Consider the following 19198-nt stretch of genomic DNA (forward strand, 5'->3'; position numbering starts at 1 on the left):
TCATCGACTCCGATGCGTGACGATCAGACCCGCCGTCCTCGCCCCCGCCTCTTCAGCGAGCTTGTCGAGATCCATGCGTTTCCGTGTGGTGATCTGGGGAACCAGGATGAAGACCACGAAGGTCTGCCCAGCGGGGCCATACAGACGCGAACCTCGCCCCTTGGAACTATACTGGCGCGCTACCCTGCCAGGCCCCAGCATGGCGCCGTCAGCGACCAGAAAGGCGCGGCGACCTCCCTTCTCGCGAACGAACCTTAGCTTGATGCCGGTGCGACGGACGAAGCCGTCAGGTGTGATCCGTTCGCGCGCGCCACGCGTGTTGACGGTCGTTCCAAAACCGGCCCTTGCCGCCTTAACGCCGAACTTACCCGCGGCCTCGGTTGGAATAGCCAGCCACAGCCCTTCCTTCGACCGGATTACGGTCGCCTTCAGCGCCGTCTCGATGATGGCGGCAGCCGATCCGCGAACGGCGACGTACCCGGCGGCGTCAACGCTGTCCTGTCCCTGCGGATACACCTTGCCCCGCCACGCTTTCGGCAGCCGATTGCCCTTGAAGGCTCGTTCCGTAGCGCCGCGCACAAGGCCCTTCAGCGCTTCCGTTCCCTCGCGCACGCTGGCGGTGACGTCGCGGGCCAGCTCCTTCTCGATCTCGGCGGCCAGACCCTCCGCCTCAATGCCGACCCGCGCCCTCATTCGTCATCCTCCCGACGAAGGCCCTTGATGATCTGCCCCTCGACCAGAGGCAGGGCCTCGGACATCAGCAACCGCGTCGCATCGTCCATCGGCCCGCCCAGCTGGGCGAAGGCGACCACGGCGCCGTAGTCCAGGGCGAAGGCGCCGAACCCGCTCGACCTCAACTGGCCGGCGCAGGCGTCGAGGACGTCCCAGACGCGGCGGCCTTGCGGGGTTTTCGGCGCGTGCCGGTCGAAGGGGCAGGGCTCGCCCTCACCCCCGCAGTATTGTCGTCGGCAGCTGTCCCGGCAGTAGGATCCGCCTCCCTCTCCGAACTGCCACTCGGCGAGGGAGACGATCCTTTTTTTTCCGACATCAGGGCGTACACCTCGCTGGCGTACCCCCTGTCGAAGAAATCGAAGATCTCGGGCTCTTGTCCCAACAGGGCCACGACCTGGTCGGGCGTCAGCACCTGGGCGGGCGAGCCGGTATCGTCGGCCACGCCCTCCCATTCGAGCGCGCCCGCCGCCACATAGGCCGCCGTCATGATGAACAGCGCCTGCCCCATGTGGCCGACGCCGTCCTCATCGATCTCGACGCCATGCGCCAGCATCAGCCCGGCGCTGATCCGCCGGGCTTCCACGATGACGGGCGTCGACGGCGGGAGCATCTTCACGCGCACGCCGTGCGCCGGATCGAGCCATTCAGGCTGGGCGGCGATTTTCAACTGAAGCATGGATCAGGCCCCCTCAGACGCCGTAGGCCGAACCGGCCACATCATTGTCGAGGATGATCGTGACGGAGTGGCCCGCTGCACGATCCAGAGCCGCCTGGAAGGCGTAGGTGGCCTGAACAGCGCCGCCGCCGGTGACCGGCTTCTTCGCCTTGGGCAGGAAGACGCGATGCAGAATGATGCGCAGCGAGAAATCAGAGCCCGGCCGCGTCCAGCTGTATTCCAGATCGCACGGCTCGCCGTTCTCAGCCTGCTGCTGGAGCTCGGGGCCGCTGTAGCGCACGCCAAGCTGCCCGGTGTAGGCTGGATCGCCTTCGTCCAGACCTGTGATGCGGCCGTCACCGCGAATGCCGGGCACCGGATCGAGGCCGTTTGACAGGTTAAGCTGGCCGCTCACGAGATCTGCAATGGGACTGCCGTAGCGCAGAACCGTGCCTGCGAACTGCGAGAACCGCGCGACCTCAAGGCCGTCGTCGAGAGTCCCCGCCGCGCTCGCCTCCGTGGCGGGCTCCTCGCCCTGAGCGACCAGGCTCAACGTCGCGGTCAGGTTGCCGCCTCGCTGCATCTGGATGGCGATGACGCCCAGCTTGACGCCGAAGTTCATGTGGTAGGACGGAACTTCGGGATGCTGGATTTCAATCGCGGCGGAGGGCAACTCCACAGCCCCGCTCGTGAAGATATGGCGATACCCGCCTGAGGCCGCACCGCCCGCCAGGGTCGCGCCGGAAGCCACCGCATTGGACGCCGGTGTAGCTCCGGCTTCGATTGCGAAAGCGTTGCCAGCGACCCCCAAGGCGTCGTGCTGGATCAGAATGCCGTTCCCGCGATCATTCTGCCGATAGCTGGCGGCTGCGACGCCGGCGACGGTGCTGCTGTTGAGAATGCGCACGGCGTTCGCCACCGTATAGGCGACGGTCGTGCCGATCTTGATCTGGTTCGCCGTCGGCGTCCCCGTCACGAAGGTGAAGGTTTGTCCGCCGACGCTGATGGTCGCGTTATTCGCGGGTTGCGACGAGAAGATGATCGAGCCGCGCGCGGGCTTGCCTGCGGAAGTCGTCGGCGCGCCGAAACCCATCTTCAACCACAGGCCGAACTGCCGCGCGCACATCGGCACGACAACATCGCCTTGGTTGTCCGCTGCGTCACGGTCGGGCTCGTCCGGCTCCCGACCCTGCCCCCTAAGGTCGCCGCTGATGAGCGGCTGCTCCTCGCCAAGGGCGGCGGAGACGAAGGACATCCTGCGGTAGCCGCTCGGTTGAGGGAATCCATAGGCCTGCTCAAACTCAAGGGCCATGCCAGCGTTAGAGCCGCGCGCGCGTCTGCGTGCCATGTCAGTTCTCCATCGTGAGGGGTGTCCGCCTGGGGCCGGACGAGGTCAGCCAGGTGCGATCGGCTGGGGCCGATCAGGTCAGCGGGTTGGGCGTCGAGTAGACGACGATGATGCTGAGCTGCGCGCCCCGCACCGGTTCGGCGCTTTCTAAAGTCACATCGTCGGTCATCGGCGCCGTCGCCTCGACCCATTCTGCGACGCCGCCAAGGCTTCGATCCGCTCCAATCCTGTCGCCGATCGGGATCAGCAGCTGGTCCAGCAGCTCGTGCCGATTGGTCGAGCCCGGCGGGCCCAGAACCTCGACCTCGAACTCGTGGGTGTAGGTGTAGAGCAGCGGCGAAAGGGTCACCTCCGGTTCCCCCGGATCGCCGTCGTGCAGGATGATGGTGCCGCCCGGATCCGGCCGCTTCGGCCAGGGTTGGTCGCGCCTGACCTCGGCGTGGGGCGCGGCGGCTTCCAGCAGCGCCTTCACGCCCTTGGCGGCGGTTTCGCGTGCGCTGTCCATGGCTCAGCCTCCGACCGGAACGACAGCGCACAGCCACCAGCCGTCTTCATTGCGACGCGGATCCCCGACGATCTTCAACGTCTCGCGCACGGCGCCGGTCACGTCGTCCAGCAGCTGTACCTGCTGGCCTTCCTTTGGTTCGGCGATCCAGCGCTGATGGATCTCGACGGCTCGGGCCGACAGAATGTGCGACGCGTCGCCATACCGCGCGATCGCGTCCTCTTCGGCCGGGTGGACCCGCACCTCGCCGGCCACGCCCGTCCACAGCGCACGATCGCCGAGGTGGTCATCCACCTCGGCGACCATGGCCGTCAGATGCTGCCCGAAGCCCATCTTAGGGCCGGGGCCCCCAGACCCACTTCGTGGTCAGGCGAGGCTTCCGCCAGATCGGCAGGGAGTTCATCTGGTACTTCCATTCCAGACCCGCCCCATGCTTCATCACTTCTTCCGAGAAATGGATCAGGTCCTCGTCCGAGAAGGTCGAGCCCTCCAGTTCTCGGATATCCAGCGGCGGGGCCGCATAGGTGACGTGCGACTCGATCGTGCCGGTCGGATAGGAAACGCCCTCCTTGGCGTCGAGCAGCCGCGTCGTGCCTTCCGTTCCCCACAGCTTCACCCGCGCGCGGTACTCGCGGATGGTGCAGCCGGAGATCTCGATCACGCGACGGAAGCTGTTGGCCGACTTCTCGCGCTGCTGGTTCAGCAGCTGGAGCATGGCGGGCGTGCCGGCGAAATACTTCTCCACCGACGGGTGCCGGATGATCTTGCTGTAGAACTCCGGCGCGATGCGGACCTCCAGCCCGGTCATCGTGTCGTTGACCAGCTCCTCCTCGGTGCCGGAAAGCACCTCCTCCAGCGCCGCCGGCACGTCGAAGGTCGGATCGTCCAGGTCAAAATAGACCACGCGCTGCTGCAGCCCGAACACCTCGTTCAGGTCGTAGATGAGCTGATTGGCTCCGTCGACAATCCGCCCCTTCAGCGAGGAGATCTTCATCACCTCAAGGGTGATGGAAAACTTCAGACGGTTGCGGCGGTGACGGGTTTCGACCTTGTTGATCAGGGCGTCGTCCGGCGTGCGGGTGCGCCGGGCGTAGGCCATCCAGGACCGGATGTCCGCCGCCAGCACAGAGTCCTCGTGGCTGACGTTCGGAATCTCGAAGATGACGCCCCTGCCCTTGCCGTGGCGAGCGATCGTCGACGGGCGGCCGCCTTCCGTGACCGGCAGGGCGGTGATCACCCCGTCATCGATGTCGATGCGGACGTAAGGCGTGTCCAGGCCTTCGCTCGGGAACATGCCGTCCGCATTGAGCTGGCCGAACTGGTCGGGGACGGAGTTGATCAGGCCGGTGTGGTGCGCGGCCGTCAGGGGCAGCAGCGAGCCGCTGTCCAACAGTTCATCGGGGTCCATCGGAGCCCTCCTATCGTTTCAGTGTTCAGGGGTGTCGGGCCGCCAAGGGGCCCGGATTGCCGGCTCAGCCGCTGACGCGCGGTTGAATGCCCAGCGAAGCCAGACGGCGGTAGGCCGCTTCCTTCTGGCCGTCGGTGACGCCCAGCGGCCAGGCGATGGCCTCGCGACGAATGATGACCGGGCCGCGAGCCAGGACCGTCAGCTCGACATCCACCCCGACCGGCGCCTCGGCCGACAACAGGTTAACGCCGGTGATGATCTGCGAGCCGTCAGTCGCCGCCGGATCCCACGGCGCATCCTTCTCGATCACGCCGTCCTCATAGGCGACGGAGACCGGAATCCGGTCTCCGGCGACGAAGTCCGCCGAACCGTCCGACAGGGTGAAGTTGATGGCGCCGTTGTAAGGCGAGCCGACATTGCCCGCGCCGTCCAGGCTTCCGTCGGGACGGATCACCTGAAAGGCGCCGCCGTCGGCCGCCGGCGAGACGATGACCACCTCGTACTGGCCCGCAGCTGCCCCGGTGTCCGCCGTAACGACGCCGATCGCGCCGTTGCCCGTGCCGACCACGGCGCCGGCCGTGACGGTCGCCGCGCCGATCAGCACCGTGCCGACAAGCACGAAAGCCGCAAAGGCTCTCGCCGTGCCGACGCCGCCCAGGCCGACGCGCTTGTCGGTCGTATAGGTCGGATCGTACTCCGAATGGATAAGATCGCTGAGGCCGGGCAGGCCGGTCTCGAAAGTATAGGCCTTCATGACGGCCTCCTCTGTTCAGCAGGTTGATGCGGCCGGGATCAGGTCCAGCCCCCGGCCGAGCTGGTCGGCTCAGCCGGCGCCGCCGTTCCGGTTCCGATCGATGCGGTTGGCCACGGCCGCGCTCAGGCCCGTGGCCGCCTTGGCCCCGTCGGCCCTCAGGCGCTGGGTTCCCGACATGGCGCGATCCAGGCGGCTGCCGCCTTGGGCCGAGCCGGCGACGGCGGCCGACGCCTTGAACTGCGCCAGCGTCTGGCCCGACTGGATGGCGGCCAAAGCAAGCGCGGGGTTCTTCTTGGCCTCAGCCGACGCGGCGATGGCGGAAGCCTCGCCGTTGCCGCCTTCCGACGCTTCCGGCGCGTCATCATCCTCGTCATCGTCTTCGTCCGGGTCCTTTTCCTCGGCCGAGGCGCCGCCCTGACCGGCGCCGCCGCCATCCTCCTCGTCGTCCTCGTCAGGTTCCGCCGCAGTCGCGCCGGTCTTGACCTTCGCAAGGTTCGCCTGGGCCAGGCGCAGCGCCTTTTCGGCTTGAGCCACCTGGGCGGCCGCTCGGGCCTGCCGGCCCGCCGTGGGTTTCGTGGCCATCACGGCCTCCTTTTCGGTTTGGGCCGAAGCGCGCGAGCCCGACGCGCCGGCTTGGCTTCCTGAAACAGGCTCGGAAGAAACGTGCTCGACCAGGGCGGCGAAGGCCTGCTCCTCGTCCATGATCTCGTCGGCGAGACCCAGCGCGACGCCCGATCGGGCCTCGTCCTGGTGCTCGGCCATGAAGACGTCGGCCCTCAGCTGCAAAAGCTGCTCGCGGGTCAGGCTCGATCGCCCTGCCTCGACATCGGCCAGGAACAGGGCGCCCACCTGGTTCACATCGGCCTGCCAGGCCGCCCGAGCGCTCTCGCTCAGCGCCTTCCACCAGGCGCCGTCCGTCTTCACCCCGCCCTCGGGAAACTCGATGGTGGTGATCTCGACGCCGTCCTGCTCCAGCGATCCAGCATGGCTCTCATGCACCATGACGGCGCCGATCGAACCGACGTAGCCGACGCTCGGCGCAATGATCCTGTCGGTCTGCGCCGCGATCCAGTAACCGGCAGAACAGGCCATATCGGCGTAGGTCCAGATCGGCTTTCCGCCAGCTGCCTCCCGGGCTTTACGCATGAAGCGGGCGAGGGTCGGCAGGCCGCCCGCCACCACGCCGCCCGGCGTATCAAGGCGCAGGAAGACGCCGCGAACGCGAGTGTCCGCCAGGGCCTCGCGCATGGCCATCAGCAGGGTGTCGTACCCGTGCCAGACGACGCCGCAGAACTCGTCCCCGCGTTCCACCAGAGGGCTGTCGCATTCGATGAGCGCGACGCCGTCTTTCAGCGCCCAGCAGAACCCGGTGTCCTCGACCTCGCCCAGCCAGCGCGGTTGATAGGCGAGCCGTTCCTCGATCGGGACGAACGGCGCGCCCTCGCCTTCGTCGTCCCAGGCGAACGCCGTGCGCGCGCTGTCGCCGGGCGCGTGACCCAGGCCCACGCGGCGCAGGAAGGCGTCGAGACGCGACGGACGGCTGAAGGCGCGCGGATCGACCGAACGGATACGCAGCGCCAGATCTCGGGCGGCCGCCGGAGTCAGCAGAAGGGGGCGGCCGGCATAGCGGGCCGCCATAGAGGCGTAGTCAGGCATGGTGTTTTCCTCAGGCGGCGGTGCGCTGATCCAGGAAGGCTTGGTGCGCCGGATCTCGGCTGGTCGCGGCGGCGCGCTCCAGGGCTCCGCCCGGCATGGGCAGTTCCAGTTCCTCGTGCTTGGCCATTTCGCGCGCACGCTGTTCCAGCACTTCTTCCCAATCCTTGCCCTGATCGTCGCACTCGTCTTCCAGGGTGCTGACGTTGGCCTCGATGCGCGCCGAGGCCGCGTCGATCTCCTTTGTGGGATCGATGAAGCCCCGACCCGGGCCGATGCAGTGGATCTGGCAGTAGGCGTCGACCGCGTCGTAGAAGTCCGGCGCTCCCTCGGGGATCTGCACGTAGCCTCGGTCGAAAGCCTCTTCGGCCCAGGCGACCACGAACGGCCTCACCAGCTGGTCTTCCATCAAACCCATCAAGGCGACGGTTTCGGCCCAGGCATGGACGAGGGCTGCACGCGCAGACGAGTAGTTCGTCTGCGAATAATCCATCGACAGCTCTTCATAGGTCACGCCCAGCGAAGCGGCGATCAGGCGCAGGATCGAACGCACGAAGGCGTCGAAGCTGGTCACATCCTTCGACGCCGTCTGCAGCTGCAGTTCGTCGCCGTAGGGAAAGACCGGGATCTGGGCGCCGTTTCCCAGATTGACCGGGTTTTCCTTGTAGTGCTCCTGGCGCCAGGTCTCGAACTGCTTGACGTCGCCGGGCTCGAAACTCTCGCTGACGGCGCCGGGGCCGCCGTTCGACTTCATGAAGGCGACGATCAGCGCATTGACCGTCGCGCTCTGCAGCGTGGCGTCCGTGAACCGCGACAGCGCGCGGAAACTCTTCAGCGCGGCGGCGAAACGGCTGACGCCGCGCGTCTGGCCGGCCCGTTCCGGCTCGAAGCAATGGAACACCTGCGGCCGGCCCCATTCGGTCCAGCGCTCGAACCTCTGCCAACGGAACTGGCCGGGGCCGCCGAAGTCGGACGGATGCCGTTCGCGGATATGATAGGCGTCGGCCGCGCCCCAGGCGTCGAACTCGACGCCGCCGCGCAGTTCGTCCCGATCCGGTCGACCATTCGGATTGCTCAGCCGGTCAGGATCGACCAGACGAAGCCGCGTCTTGTACCGGGTCGCTTCGTCTTCCGCCCATTCGCCCAGCCCAAGCGCTTCACCGTCGACCACGATGTGCGACGCCGCCAGTCGGAGCTGCTGGCCCCAGGTCAGCTTGCGCTCAGCGTCGGACGTAAAGGCGTGGCCGTAGCCGTAAAGCTGGAACTCCGTGCTCAGATCGGCGCCGAGCTGCCGCGCCGCCTCTCTGTCGATGCCGAGGGCGCGGGCGTTCGGCCTGAACTTGACCCGCCAGCCCTTGCCGACGGCCGCATTGACGCGACGGGACCGCGCCGAGGCGGCGACGGGATCGTTGCGCACCCGCTCCCGCACGCGGGCGGTGACGCGGTCGCGGTTCGGCAGCCATTGCTTGTCCGCCGAGCCGAGCTGGGCAGGCCATTCGGCGAAATAGGTGCCATGGCCGCTCGCCCCCTCATAGGACGGCGTTCCGGCCATGGCGGCCGTATCCGTCATCGCCACGGCGCGCGCGCGGGCGACCTCCAGGCGAGAGATCGACCGGCCCGAGGCGGACACCAGACCTGAGGGAGCGAACGGCGTGCGCATGGCGCGGCTCAGTCCTTGGCCTGCGCAGTCGCGCGGGCTTCCAGGGCTGCAAGGCGCGACTGGAGCGACGCCAGTTCTCCGGCGCTGGCGTTGCCTGCCTCATCAAAGGCGGCGAAGCGGGCCTTCAGAGCCTCGTCCAGGCCTTCGAAGCGCTCATCAATGGCGGCAAGCCCCGTCTTGAGGGCCTCATCACGGGTTTCGCCGGCCTTCTCCAGAAAGCCGAAGCGCTCATCGATCAACGAAGCGAACTTATCGAACCGTTCGCCGATCCAAGCGTCGTCGTAAGCGTCCGATCCGGTAACAGCCACGGGCTCAAACGGTGCGCTCAGCGCCTCGTTGAACTGCCGACGGGCGTTCAGGACGCCTTCGACCAGCGTGTCAGGCACGGGGCGGCTGGGAAAGCTCACCAGGGCCCGCATCGCGTCCAGCAGGACGATCAACGCCGCAACGGCGGGCAGGTTCGACAGGGAAATGCTCGCGACGACAGGTTCCGGCGCCGGCGCGGCGGCGGGCGGCTTGGGGGTTCGGCTCATGACGGCCTCCTCGATGTGGTGAAATCCGGGTGCGAAGGCGGCGCCGCCCCGACGTCGACGGTCAGGGACCGCCGGCGGCCGAGAGCCTCCCCGAACCCGGGGCGGGAGGCCGGTTGACGGCGTAGATCGTTAAAGGCGGATGCTCAGCGCGCCTCGGCGGCGCAGCGGCGCGCCGTCCAGTTGCAGGGCCTTGGCCTCGAGATTGGCGATCTCGGTTTCCAGCCGCCCGATGTCGCCTTTGGCGTACTTCACGGTCCGCCCATTGCTTGTGATCTCGGCCACCAGACCGCCGGCGATAATCTTGGCGTAGGCTGCACGGAAGGCGGCCAGCTGGGCTGTCTCTGCGGGCGTCAGCGCCATTAGAAGCTCCATTTCTTCTTGGCCGCTGCGACCTCGGCCGAGCTGGCGGCGGGCGCTGACGGCGTTTCCGACTGACCGGCTGGCGGGCGTTCCCACAGAGCCTCCAGACCGGCCTTCTCAGCCTGGCGACGACGCGCCAGTTCGAGCCAGTCCGGCTCGGCACCGGGAACGCCGATGCCCAGAGAAGCGGCCAGCGCGCGGTTGTAGACCCACAGGTCCAGCTCCTCGTTGCGGCGACGGACGCGGACCCAGGCCTCATCCTTCACGACGCCAGTCTTGCTGTCCTGGACAGAGACCAGAGCCTCGCCGGTCAGTTCCTCGAAGAAGTCCCGCTCGACCCAACCCGGCCAATGAGGACGACGCGGCGCGCGGGCGCCCTTCTCCCCTTCCAGGCTCAGCGGTATCGCCTCGTTCATCAGCGTCCGCTTCAGATCCCAGGTGCCGACGCGCCAGGTCCGGCACGAAACCACTCGTCCCTCAGGCCCTTCCAGCTTCTGTTTCGCGCCTCGGCGAAGCGGCATCCGCCCCCAACCGTCAGCGCCGTCCAACGCCTTCGATTTCCCGTGAGCCGAGCAGTAAGCGTAGACGTGGAAAGTCCCGTAGCCGGAATCGACGCCCTGAACTTCCGTGGCGACATACCCGCCGTCCTCATGCGGCCAACGTCTGCGCTCCAGCTCGGCCAGCTCGGCCCATATCTGCGGCTCCGACGGCCCGCCCTCGATCCGCCCCTTGTCGATGGGCACGTGCTCGGCCTCGGGCCCCCAGGCATAGGCCGTCCACTGGGCCCAGTCGCCGTTCAGGTCGACGGCGATGGTGACGATCTCGTAGCCTGACGGCACCACGCCCTTGGTGAACCGGCCGTCCCGACGCTCCAACAGCTTGTCGACATCGGCCTGCTGGACCGTGACCTCATAAGCCTCGCCGAAGATCTGCTGATGCAGGGCGATCTTCGCCTCTTCGTCCTTCGCATCCCTGATCTGTTCGGCGATGTAGGCCCAATCCACGGCGTCCGATACGACCTGCCAGGCATGGTAGCTGGGCTGCCGCCCCTCCGCCGGCCGTTCCCGCCACGCCTCGTATTCGCTGACGGCGATGAAGGCGCCCGGCGCTGGATTCTCAGGGTCCGTCGACGGGAAAGTCGGTATCCAGCCGCCGCGCACGCCGTGCGCAGGCTCACGGTAGGGGTGACAGGCCTCAACCATCGCGCGCTTGTGCCGATGCTCGATCACGCCGCCGCATGACGGGCAGTTGAAGTGGGGCGTTTCGCCCTTCTCCACGCCCATCATCATCTCGCGATCCAGACGGATCAGCACCCCGCCGGGGAGGCCCGAGCAATGGGGACAGGGCAGGTACAGCCGGCGCTGGTCGCCGAGGCGATAATCGGCCGTCACCGGGCAGCCGGTAAGTTCGCCTTCGTTCTCCTCCGAACGGCGCACGAGCCCTGGCGTCGAGTTATGGAAGGTCTTGGCGCCGGCCAGTTCCCACTGAAGCTGGCGGACCTTGATCTGCTTGTGCGGATCGCCGCGATCTCCGACCGACACGCTCCAGTTCGGCGTCTCTTCCTTCACCACCAGGCAGAAGGTGACCATCTGCAGCGGCTTGGCGCTGGTCGTGCCGAAGAACTGTCCGTACCCGCCCGGGAATCGTTTGTAGGTGTTGGTCGAGCCCTGCTCGTCCCGCGATGTCACTGCCCGGATTTTACGGCGCAGCTCGGGCGTGGCGTCGACAAGCGGTTGCCACTTCGTCCGGTTGTACTTCAGCGCCTCGTCGCCGCTCGGCAGGGCGACGCCCCACGGGCGAGCCACCACAGCCGAGTAGTAGAGCGTCGCCAGCACGCCGATTGTCGTCTTCGCGATCTGGGCGGAGCCGACGAAGGTGACAGTCCTGGCGGGATCATCGGGGTGAAGCCGGTCCAGCGGCTCGATCAGGTACTCGAACCCGTCCCAGGACAACTCGCCTTCGCGCGTCGTTCCCGTTTCGCCGGGGATGTTGACCCGCCCCTCGGCCCAGGCGCTGATCATCTGATCGGGGGCAGGCGTCACAGCCGTCGCCATGGCCATGACCAGCGACGCCGCCTGCCGCGCCAGCTCGGCGCTGCTGAACAGGCTCATGTCAGGCCGCCGCCAGCTCGTCTTCCGTGAAGCCGCCCGCCAGCTTGGTCAGCTCGGTCACAAGGTTGTTCAGCAGCTTCTGGTCCGCCTGTTTCAACACATGCTCGGCCTGGCGGACATCGTTCATGCCGGCCACCTCAGTGGCCAGGGTGCGCCGACGGCGCTCCAGCGCCTGGGTGAAGGCGACGCCCATGGCCTCGATCGCCATCGTCACCGCCGCCTTCGACAGAAGCTCGCCCTTCCGCTCAGCCAGGTCGAGTTCGAGCTTTTCCTCTTCCAGCGCGCGCTTCCGCGATCCCGCCGGCCCCGCAGGCGCCGCCGACGGCGCTTCCGCCACCTGGCGGCTGTCCTGGACCGAAAGGGATTCGCCGCGCGCGCGGATCAGGGCGTCGTAGTCGACCTCCTTGACGCGCCCTTGGGAGTCACGCCGGACAGGCAGGTCCTCATTCCGCGCGATGAAGCGAGAGATCGAGGATTTGTTGATCGGTCGCCCTGCTTTGGCTTCCAACGCCGCCGCCTCGCTGACGCTGACCCAGCGCCGTGACGATCCACCATCGAGCAGGAAGGGCTCTGTCATGCCGTTGCGCTCCCTGTTGCGTCAGCAACGCCCGTTGCACCCCTCGAAACATCGCTCACTAGGGAACGAAAACGCTCTGCCCCACCGCATAGGGTCAGAAATGGGGGGAAGGACCCAAGGCCCGCCTAGCCGCGACGCAACTCATTGAAAGTCAATGAAAAACCCGCCCGGGCGGAGCCTTGGGCGGGTGGGTCAGAACGAGCTGAGGCTGGACGGCTACCGCACTGCGCGTCATTCGTCTGACGGCAGTGCAATGATCTGGCGCGAATCACGCCCTAGCAGGGTGAATACGACTGCCGCTCTGTCGCCGTCAACCATCTCTTCGAAGACGAGATCATAGTCGGCTGTCGGCCCAGCCAGGCGCAGTTTGTCGCCGCGCTTGTATCGGCAGGCCTTTGGAGCGGCCTTTTCGTTGTCGTTACGAGGACGCTGCAACACCACCAGCCCATTGACCTCGCGGGCCTTCATCTCGGTGATGAAGCGGCTGGGGATGGGACAGGGCCGAGCCGTCTCACCGACGCCGCGCGTGATCACCTCCGTCACGCCCATGGTCGAGTAGACCGCACGCCAGCGGTCCTGGTCGAGATCCATCTCGATAAACAGGTAGCGCGGAATCATCGGCCGAGGCGAAGGCGCCACGCCGTTCCGAACGCGGGCCCGGGCAGGAGGCGGCACCAACGGCAGATAGACGTTGAAGCCCTGCTGCTCCAGCTGATACCGGGCGTGCCGTTCCTGATGGGCGTGGGTCACCACGACATACCAGGCCTTGCCGGTTTGGGCGGATAGAGCGGTCGACGCGGTCACTTCTGCGGCCCCTTCGCTTTGGTTTCGGGCGTCCCACGGCGTACCGGCTGAACGTCCCACTTATCTTTTTGAGAACACTCGATAAAAACAGAGACGGGACGCGCGGGACGCATGGGACGCACCTGTGGCGTCGTGCGCTCCCGCATGTGCGCCCCCGCATGGGGCCAAGGTCGCGTCCCATGCGTCCCGGTGTCCCATGCCCGGCTCAAAACTCGATCAGTCATGGCTTTCACCGTGGGACGCAGGGCGGGACGCGCGGTCGCCTGGGGCGTCCCAAACAGGCGCTTCGAACGGCGTCACCTCCGCCGGATCAGCCCCCAATCCGACCGGCCTCTCTAGCCAGGGGGTCAGGGGGACGGCCAAGGCGCGGCTCTGGTGCATCCCGAACCGCACAGGCGTGGGCAGCGGTCGCGGCGCATAGGCCTCGCCCAGGTCCGCCAGGTGCTCCAGAACCCCGCGCCAGTTGGCGTAATGCGTCCCCGCCAGCGCCCGCGCGAGGGCCGGATGGTTGGTCGAGATCAGCAGCCATGGTCCCGGCCGCTCATGGGCGCCGTGACCATTCTCGATCTTCAAGCCGAAGGTCTTCAGCACCTTCTCGTGGAAGCCCGGGCTTTCCAGATGCTCCTGGATCATCTCGCCGATGGTCAGATGGCGGTCCTTGGAATGCTGGCCCGAGTTGATGGCCCATATCCGCGACAGACACGCCTGCCCCGGGTTCTGCGCCGCCGAGGTCTCTTCCCGGTTTCGGATCAGGGCCGACCATCTGGCGACCTCCTCCCGCGCCGTCTCGATCGTGAGCGCCTCATCGTGCAGCAGCAGCCGTCGCCCGGCGGCCAGCGCAGCCACCAGATCGGCCGCCCGAGGCGTCTGCCCGCTCTCCCCAAGCGCAGCCTTCAGCAGGCTGACGTCCGCCCGATATCGCTTGGCCTCGCGCACGGCGCGCGCCAGCAGGCGCGGTGAGATCTCCCGCGCCCAATCAATCGCCTCCTTCAGCTTTTCGTCGGCTCCGCCCTTGGCCTTGCCCAACAGCCTCAACCGCACCTCGACCACCCGCGTGGCCATGGCGTCGCCCAGCTGCACCGGCAGAATGCTGGCCAGATAGGCCGACCCCACGGCGGTCTGTCCCGCCGTCCGCCCGCCCGTGTCGCCTTGTCGACGGGTCGATCCCTCGCCGGTCGACATGCGGCGCAGCACCTCCAACGCCTTCTCGACCGGTCCCTGCCCGTCGACGCTGGGCTCCGCCTCGTCCAGGTAGAGCGCTCGCGCCTCGCCCGACAGGCCGTTGCGCAGGCCCGCTTCCGAGAAGCTGTCCAACAGGTCGCCGGCGTTCGCGCTGCCCGCCGCCTGCAGCAGGCGCGACAGCGTCGTCTTGCCGGCCCCGGCGCCACCGCTGACGCTGGCGTGCGGCCTGAACGGCGGGATGGCGCCCAGAAGCGCAGTGCCCTGCCAACCGAAAAGGGCGTCCGCTTCGCTGAGACCCTCGGGGTCGCGAGGATCCAGCGGCGCGAAGTTCCACAGGTTCATCAACTCGCGCAGCTTCTCGCCCTCGGCGATCGTCGCGGGCTTCCCCGGTCTGGGGGCCGGGGGGCGCAGCAGCCACAGCGGCCCTCTGGCCTGGGCTCCGGTCCTCAGGGCCTCCGCCACCGATTCCCAATCGCTCTCCCCGAAGGGCCATCGGCCGACCGCGTCGCCGGCGTGAACGACAGGCCCGTCGACGGTGGACCACACCCCGTACCCGCGCTGCGGTCGATCGCTGTCCCACCGGCCTGCTTTCCGACATCGATCGACAAACCACTGCGCCGCCATGTCGCGCTGAAGCTTGCCGTCGTTATCGCGCCATTGGGCCAGGAACACCCGCCCTTCCAGGCTGACGAAAAGGTCCGTCTTCAGCATTCCCGCGATCTTGGACGCCGGCTCCCGCCGCAACTCGCCTTCCGGCAGGGCGAAATGCACATAGCCGCCCTCGAAGCCCAGCGGGATCACCGGGCAGTCCTCGACCTTCGGCTCGATCCAGACGGCGCCGGACTTGGATTCGCTGTCCGGTTCGGCGTCTTCCAGCACATAGGAATCGTTCATGCGGCTACGCCCCCGGATACGCTCGCGGCGGCTTCGACCGCCTTGATCACTTGATTGAAGTCCATGCCGATCGGCGGGCGCGACACGCGCACCTGCGTCGGGCTTTCGTCGCTCAGGCGGCGGCTCCAGCTGGCGCGGGCCAGCGCGCCGCTGACGCGCGCCCGCTCGGCGCTGTCGCGGACCGCCTCGACCGTCCGCTTCTGTTGGCGGCCGCTGCGGCCCTTGACCGTCACCGGGCTCATGTCGCCGTCGACGGCGATGTCGATCAGGCCCCACGGGTTCGCCGGATCTTCCGGCCAGGTGAACCCGGGCCTCAGAGGATCGGCCCGGATGCGCCAGATATCCCGCGCCCCGTCCTTGTCGATCGCCTCGAACCCGCTCAGCCGGTCCAGCGACCCCGCCGCCACGGCGCGCACCGACCGGCTCAGCGGCCCGGCCAGCATCATGGCCCGCGACGCGGCGTTCTCGACGCCCTCCGCCACGACCAGGGGGCCCGGGGCGTCCGGCCGCGTCAGCCACAGCCCGCCGGGCAGCACATAGCCCTCGATGTCGCCGTGTCTGTCCGGCCGAGGCGGACCCGCCAATCCGTCGCGGCGCGCCAGCACGAAATGTCCCTGCGGGCCCAGCATCCGCTTCGACGGCGACCGATGGGTCTTTCCGCGCCCGTTGGGGGCCAGATAGGTGCAATGCACGCCGCCGGTCGGGCCCAGCTCGGTCATGACCAGGATGACCATCGCCGGCAGGAAGACGCCCCGCTCAGGGTGACCGCTATGCCAGGTCCGAGGATTGAACCCGACCAGCGCCAGCATCCGCGCCGCGACCGGCCCTCGGATGCCCCGCCCCTCTTCCAGATAGACCTGCACCAGCGATCCTGCGGCGGGCTCGCGCTCGCGCCAGATCTTGCGCGCCATCTCCAACCGCCATGCGGCGTCGGCCAGGGCCTCGGCCTCCGCCTCCTTCGCCGCCTGCGCACGCCGTGCGCGCGACGCCTCGCTCTCGGGCTTCAGCTCCCCGCCCAGCAGGCGACGCGCCGCGTCGGCCATGGTCTCATCGCCGCCCGAGAACAGCCGATGCTCCAGGTCGATCACATCGCCGCCGCGCGCGTCGCAGGAATAGCACTTCCAGCGCCGCCCATCGGCCGACACGCGGAACGGTGCCAACTTGCTCTTGGCCCCGCATTCATTCAGCGGACAGACGCCCCGATAGCCCTTGCCGGTCTTGCGCAGCTTGCACTTGGGCGCCCGGATCGCGATGTCCTCGCACCGGACCGCCGCTCGCGCCCTGTCGAACAGCTCGTCGCTCATGCCCGCACCTCTGACAGGCCCTCTGCGGCTCTGACCGCCGTCTCGATCCGGGCGCAGGCGGTGTCGAAATGCTTCGGATCGATCTCGACCCCGGTGAACCTCAGGCCGCGCTTGATCGCCGCTACCCCGGTCGAGCCGCTGCCCATGAACGGGTCGCACACGGCCTCGGCGTTGATGGTGGCCAGCACCTTGTCCATGACCGGCTCGGGCTTGACCGTCGGATGATCGACGCCCGTGAAACGACCGCTTTCGCTCAGGATCCAGCGCGCCTTGTCGGCCAGCGACCCGATCGGATGCGCGCCCGCCAGCCAGGCGTGAACCCAGAACTCCGTGTCCGGTCGATAGTGCTTGTTCGCCACCGGCATGGGGTTCGTCTTGTGCCAGGCGCAGACCACGGTCCGATGGAACCGCGCCGCCAGACGCGGCAGCAGCTGTGGCAGCTGGTCGTTGTGACAGAACACCGCCACCGACCGGAAATTTGCCGGCGAACAGATCCGATCGTCAAATCCCTGATCCAGCCCCGCAGCCGCGATCCGGTCCATGTTCGGCCGGGCCTTGCGGAACCTGCCCGCCCCTCGCGTGTCGAACGCATACGGCGGATCGAACACCCCCGCGTCCTGGGGTCCCAGGGACCGCACCACCTCATACCCGTCGCCCAGGTACAGCGTCGCCGGGCCGATGACCTCGACCCGGCTCATGCCGCCGCCCCGCGCGAGGCCTCGATCTGTCGTCGCGCCTCGGCCTTGCTCGCCGGCGTCATGAAATAGCCGACGCCCCAGCGGGTGCCGATCTCGACCCCGAACGGTTTCAGCTTCCGCCTGATGTGGCAGACGAAGACGTCCACGATCTTCATCTCGGGCTCGTCCTCGCCCCGGTCGCGGTAAAGCGCCGCCATCGCGGCGTCCTTCGTCAGCAGCTCCCGCTCCAGCAGCGCGCCGAACAGTCGGGCCTGCTGAACGGTCAGCCCCCATTCCAGCGGCGGCAGGACGCACAGCCCCATCGCCTCTTCCAGTTCCTGAATGCGATCTTCCAGGCGCACGATCGTCGCCTGCAGCGCGGCCTCCCGCGCGGAGAACTCAGCCGGCTCTACGACCACGCCGCTTCCCCTTCCGGTAAAGAACGATCGCCAGCGCCTTCCACACCGGCGTCTTGTGCGTGGCCGCGAACACGGCCGCCTCCTGCTCCGCCGCCTCGCCCAGCGCCAGCATGGCGTTCGCCACCCCGTCCGCGTCGATGTCCTCGCGGTACTCCTCGTCGTGCAGCAGCGTCTCGACGGCCTTGATCTGCCCCGCCGTCAACGGCCGCGCCCGCCCTTTCACCAGGGCCTCCAGCACGATCCGCGCCCGCATGGCGCCGCGCCGGTTGATCAGGGCGCCGACCGCCCGCACCGCCACCGTGTCCCCGATGGCCCAGACCCCGTTGCCGGGCTGGGCGCGCCGCACCCTCACCCCGGCGCGGGCGCAGACCTGATCGATCGTCAGGGCGTCCTCGTCGCCGGCGGCCGCCGCCGCGAAATGCATCTGCATCGGCGTGATGTTCAGACGGTCGCGGTTGTGGCCGATGAAGCTGTGGGCCCGCTCCGTCCGACTGGCCGCCTCGACCACCATCACCGGAATGGTCGTCACCGCTGGATGGCTGCACGCCGCGATCGCCGTATGCTGGCCGTCGATCACCTCCAGCCCGCGCTCCGTCCGGGCGCAGACCGGCGGCTTGAACCGCCGCCAGTCCCAGCGGGCGCAGATCTTGCGCACCAGCTTGATGGACCGCTCCGACAGGTTGCGCTGATAGCCCTCGTCGATAAGCAGCGTGCCCGGATCGACCCATTCGAACGCCGGCGGCGCCGTCTCGGCCGCGCCGGCCTCGACCCCCGACAGATTGATGGCCTTCACGCCTCTCAGAGCGCTGGCCGCCTTGGCTTCCGCAAGCGCGGCGTGGCACGCGGCCACATAGCGGTCGTCCGCCTGGCGAAACGCCTGACTGCCCAGCTCCGTCATCCGTCGATGTCCTTCCGTTCGCGGCGTCCGGCCGCGCCTCGATGTCCGGCCAGCGCTTCGCGCGCGGCCCCGGCCGCCACCTTCAGCGGCCCCTGTAGATCCCGACGGCCGGCCGTGGTCTCGGCGCAGTACCGCCGCGACAGACGTGACAGCTGCACGCACGGGTTCGATCTGGTGACCACGCCCGGCGCGCAGGCGTTCTTGGCTTCATTCGCGACGCGGGCCAGCGCCGTCGTCGGCTTGCTGGGGGCCGCCGCCGCTGCGGCCTCGGCCTGGGCGATCAGCTCATTCCAGCAGGCCTCGTCATTGGCCGTCATCCGGCCGTCGGGCCCGCCACGCAGATTGCCGAAGCGGCTCATGGGCGGGCCTCACTGATCACAGCCAGGTCGCGCCCGTTGAGATGGTCGGGATAGAAATCGCCCGCGACGATCTCCCCTTTCGTCCAACTGACAATGCGCCCCATGAGGTCTTCGTGGGGGACCGTTCGGCGGGGATCTCCGAAGGGACGGGTTATGTTGCGAATGGTTTGGGTCGAACAGCCAAGCGCCGCCGCCGCCGACTGCGCGGAGATGCTCCGTTCGAACATCCAGCGGGCGAGCTTTGGCTTGGGTTTTAGGTCAGGCGAGGTGGGCATCAGGCGCGTCCTGTCTCCGAAGACGCGGGCCAATAGCAAGTGATTTGCTGGACATTCCAAGAGTTTTCTTGTGAAGTGCACAACAATGTT

22 protein-coding genes are annotated in these 19198 nt (G+C 67.9%); all 22 read right to left on the minus strand.

The features are described 5' to 3' along the window. The 22 genes from V8J38_RS16370 to V8J38_RS16475 all read right to left on the minus strand — a co-directional run bounded on the left by V8J38_RS16370 (position 1) and on the right by V8J38_RS16475 (position 19108). Positions 1–693: a DUF6441 family protein gene (locus V8J38_RS16370; RefSeq protein ID WP_338577215.1), complete on the minus strand. Its 693-nt coding sequence runs from the start codon at positions 691–693 to the stop codon at positions 1–3. Further along, the gene (locus V8J38_RS16375; RefSeq protein ID WP_164917958.1) at positions 690–857 is read right to left on the minus strand and encodes a hypothetical protein; all 168 of its coding nucleotides are present in this window, start codon (positions 855–857) and stop codon (positions 690–692) included. The genes V8J38_RS16370 and V8J38_RS16375 overlap by 4 nt, the downstream gene beginning before the upstream one ends. Continuing rightward, positions 854–1399 carry a hypothetical protein gene (locus V8J38_RS16380; protein WP_338577216.1) on the minus strand — a complete coding sequence of 182 codons (546 nt, stop codon included), beginning with the start codon at positions 1397–1399 and terminating at the stop codon, positions 854–856. Before V8J38_RS16380 ends, V8J38_RS16375 begins: the two co-directional genes overlap by 4 nt. A gap of 22 nt (positions 1400–1421) precedes the next feature. Next, complete coding sequence (locus tag V8J38_RS16385) at positions 1422–2735, minus strand: phage tail tube protein (RefSeq protein WP_338577217.1); 1314 nt, start codon at positions 2733–2735, stop codon at positions 1422–1424. Between the two features lie 73 nt (positions 2736–2808). Further along, a complete protein-coding gene (locus V8J38_RS16390) occupies positions 2809–3240 on the minus strand; it encodes a hypothetical protein (protein WP_338577218.1) in 432 nt (143 codons plus the stop codon). A 3-nt stretch (positions 3241–3243) separates the two neighbouring features. Next, positions 3244–3573 (minus strand): head-tail joining protein, encoded by a 330-nt coding sequence (locus tag V8J38_RS16395; RefSeq protein ID WP_338577219.1) that lies wholly within the window; start codon positions 3571–3573, stop codon positions 3244–3246. Position 3574: 1 nt separating this feature from the next. Then, positions 3575–4648, minus strand: coding sequence for a major capsid protein (locus tag V8J38_RS16400; protein ID WP_338577220.1), 1074 nt, complete (start codon positions 4646–4648; stop codon positions 3575–3577). A gap of 64 nt (positions 4649–4712) precedes the next feature. Further along, positions 4713–5402 (minus strand): head decoration protein, encoded by a 690-nt coding sequence (locus V8J38_RS16405; RefSeq protein WP_338577221.1) that lies wholly within the window; start codon positions 5400–5402, stop codon positions 4713–4715. A gap of 69 nt (positions 5403–5471) precedes the next feature. Next, positions 5472–7058 (minus strand): S49 family peptidase, encoded by a 1587-nt coding sequence (locus V8J38_RS16410; RefSeq protein WP_338577222.1) that lies wholly within the window; start codon positions 7056–7058, stop codon positions 5472–5474. A 10-nt stretch (positions 7059–7068) separates the two neighbouring features. After that, positions 7069–8715, minus strand: a complete 1647-nt coding sequence (locus V8J38_RS16415) for a phage portal protein (protein ID WP_338577223.1) — start codon at positions 8713–8715, stop codon at positions 7069–7071. A gap of 8 nt (positions 8716–8723) precedes the next feature. Next, on the minus strand, positions 8724–9248 hold the full coding sequence (locus V8J38_RS16420) for a hypothetical protein (protein WP_338577224.1): 525 nt from the start codon (positions 9246–9248) through the stop codon (positions 8724–8726). A gap of 129 nt (positions 9249–9377) precedes the next feature. Next, entirely contained in the window at positions 9378–9608 is a 231-nt protein-coding gene (gene gpW / locus V8J38_RS16425; protein WP_338577225.1) for a gpW family head-tail joining protein, read from the minus strand. Then, a complete protein-coding gene (locus V8J38_RS16430; protein WP_338577226.1) occupies positions 9608–11719 on the minus strand; it encodes a terminase gpA endonuclease subunit in 2112 nt (703 codons plus the stop codon). The genes gpW and V8J38_RS16430 overlap by 1 nt, the downstream gene beginning before the upstream one ends. Position 11720: 1 nt before the next feature. Next, complete coding sequence (locus tag V8J38_RS16435) at positions 11721–12296, minus strand: hypothetical protein (RefSeq protein ID WP_338577227.1); 576 nt, start codon at positions 12294–12296, stop codon at positions 11721–11723. A 231-nt stretch (positions 12297–12527) separates the two neighbouring features. Then, positions 12528–13100: a transcription termination/antitermination NusG family protein gene (locus V8J38_RS16440; RefSeq protein ID WP_164917960.1), complete on the minus strand. Its 573-nt coding sequence runs from the start codon at positions 13098–13100 to the stop codon at positions 12528–12530. A gap of 216 nt (positions 13101–13316) precedes the next feature. Beyond that, on the minus strand, positions 13317–15176 hold the full coding sequence (locus V8J38_RS16445) for a hypothetical protein (protein WP_338577228.1): 1860 nt from the start codon (positions 15174–15176) through the stop codon (positions 13317–13319). Further along, positions 15173–16480 carry a DUF7146 domain-containing protein gene (locus V8J38_RS16450; RefSeq protein WP_338577229.1) on the minus strand — a complete coding sequence of 436 codons (1308 nt, stop codon included), beginning with the start codon at positions 16478–16480 and terminating at the stop codon, positions 15173–15175. Before V8J38_RS16450 ends, V8J38_RS16445 begins: the two co-directional genes overlap by 4 nt. Next, complete coding sequence (locus V8J38_RS16455) at positions 16477–17178, minus strand: DNA methyltransferase (protein WP_076222946.1); 702 nt, start codon at positions 17176–17178, stop codon at positions 16477–16479. The genes V8J38_RS16450 and V8J38_RS16455 overlap by 4 nt, the downstream gene beginning before the upstream one ends. Next, positions 17175–17576, minus strand: a complete 402-nt coding sequence (locus tag V8J38_RS16460) for a helix-turn-helix domain-containing protein (protein WP_338577230.1) — start codon at positions 17574–17576, stop codon at positions 17175–17177. The genes V8J38_RS16455 and V8J38_RS16460 overlap by 4 nt, the downstream gene beginning before the upstream one ends. Beyond that, on the minus strand, positions 17557–18474 hold the full coding sequence (locus V8J38_RS16465; RefSeq protein ID WP_338577231.1) for a hypothetical protein: 918 nt from the start codon (positions 18472–18474) through the stop codon (positions 17557–17559). The genes V8J38_RS16460 and V8J38_RS16465 overlap by 20 nt, the downstream gene beginning before the upstream one ends. Further along, positions 18471–18833: a hypothetical protein gene (locus tag V8J38_RS16470; RefSeq protein WP_338577232.1), complete on the minus strand. Its 363-nt coding sequence runs from the start codon at positions 18831–18833 to the stop codon at positions 18471–18473. Before V8J38_RS16470 ends, V8J38_RS16465 begins: the two co-directional genes overlap by 4 nt. Then, positions 18830–19108, minus strand: coding sequence for a hypothetical protein (locus V8J38_RS16475; protein WP_338577233.1), 279 nt, complete (start codon positions 19106–19108; stop codon positions 18830–18832). The genes V8J38_RS16470 and V8J38_RS16475 overlap by 4 nt, the downstream gene beginning before the upstream one ends. Between the last annotated feature and the right edge of the window lie 90 nt (positions 19109–19198).

This window comes from Brevundimonas olei, assembly GCF_037055245.1.
Classification (GTDB): Bacteria; Pseudomonadota; Alphaproteobacteria; order Caulobacterales; family Caulobacteraceae; genus Brevundimonas; species Brevundimonas olei.

What these genes read in the sequence shown, in the direction of transcription:
- V8J38_RS16370 (WP_338577215.1), bottom strand. Translation starts at nt 693, where the DNA reads ATGAGGGCGCGGGTCGGCATTGAGGCGGAGGGTCTGGCCGCCGAGATC.
- V8J38_RS16385 (WP_338577217.1), bottom strand. Translation starts at nt 2,735, where the DNA reads ATGGCACGCAGACGCGCGCGCGGCTCTAACGCTGGCATGGCCCTTGAG.
- V8J38_RS16390 (WP_338577218.1), bottom strand. Translation starts at nt 3,240, where the DNA reads ATGGACAGCGCACGCGAAACCGCCGCCAAGGGCGTGAAGGCGCTGCTG.
- V8J38_RS16395 (WP_338577219.1), bottom strand. Translation starts at nt 3,573, where the DNA reads ATGGGCTTCGGGCAGCATCTGACGGCCATGGTCGCCGAGGTGGATGAC.
- V8J38_RS16400 (WP_338577220.1), bottom strand. Translation starts at nt 4,648, where the DNA reads ATGGACCCCGATGAACTGTTGGACAGCGGCTCGCTGCTGCCCCTGACG.
- V8J38_RS16405 (WP_338577221.1), bottom strand. Translation starts at nt 5,402, where the DNA reads ATGAAGGCCTATACTTTCGAGACCGGCCTGCCCGGCCTCAGCGATCTT.
- V8J38_RS16410 (WP_338577222.1), bottom strand. Translation starts at nt 7,058, where the DNA reads ATGCCTGACTACGCCTCTATGGCGGCCCGCTATGCCGGCCGCCCCCTT.
- V8J38_RS16415 (WP_338577223.1), bottom strand. Translation starts at nt 8,715, where the DNA reads ATGCGCACGCCGTTCGCTCCCTCAGGTCTGGTGTCCGCCTCGGGCCGG.
- V8J38_RS16420 (WP_338577224.1), bottom strand. Translation starts at nt 9,248, where the DNA reads ATGAGCCGAACCCCCAAGCCGCCCGCCGCCGCGCCGGCGCCGGAACCT.
- gpW (WP_338577225.1), bottom strand. Translation starts at nt 9,608, where the DNA reads ATGGCGCTGACGCCCGCAGAGACAGCCCAGCTGGCCGCCTTCCGTGCA.
- V8J38_RS16430 (WP_338577226.1), bottom strand. Translation starts at nt 11,719, where the DNA reads ATGAGCCTGTTCAGCAGCGCCGAGCTGGCGCGGCAGGCGGCGTCGCTG.
- V8J38_RS16435 (WP_338577227.1), bottom strand. Translation starts at nt 12,296, where the DNA reads ATGACAGAGCCCTTCCTGCTCGATGGTGGATCGTCACGGCGCTGGGTC.
- V8J38_RS16445 (WP_338577228.1), bottom strand. Translation starts at nt 15,176, where the DNA reads ATGAACGATTCCTATGTGCTGGAAGACGCCGAACCGGACAGCGAATCC.
- V8J38_RS16450 (WP_338577229.1), bottom strand. Translation starts at nt 16,480, where the DNA reads ATGAGCGACGAGCTGTTCGACAGGGCGCGAGCGGCGGTCCGGTGCGAG.
- V8J38_RS16455 (WP_076222946.1), bottom strand. Translation starts at nt 17,178, where the DNA reads ATGAGCCGGGTCGAGGTCATCGGCCCGGCGACGCTGTACCTGGGCGAC.
- V8J38_RS16465 (WP_338577231.1), bottom strand. Translation starts at nt 18,474, where the DNA reads ATGACGGAGCTGGGCAGTCAGGCGTTTCGCCAGGCGGACGACCGCTAT.
- V8J38_RS16470 (WP_338577232.1), bottom strand. Translation starts at nt 18,833, where the DNA reads ATGAGCCGCTTCGGCAATCTGCGTGGCGGGCCCGACGGCCGGATGACG.
- V8J38_RS16475 (WP_338577233.1), bottom strand. Translation starts at nt 19,108, where the DNA reads ATGCCCACCTCGCCTGACCTAAAACCCAAGCCAAAGCTCGCCCGCTGG.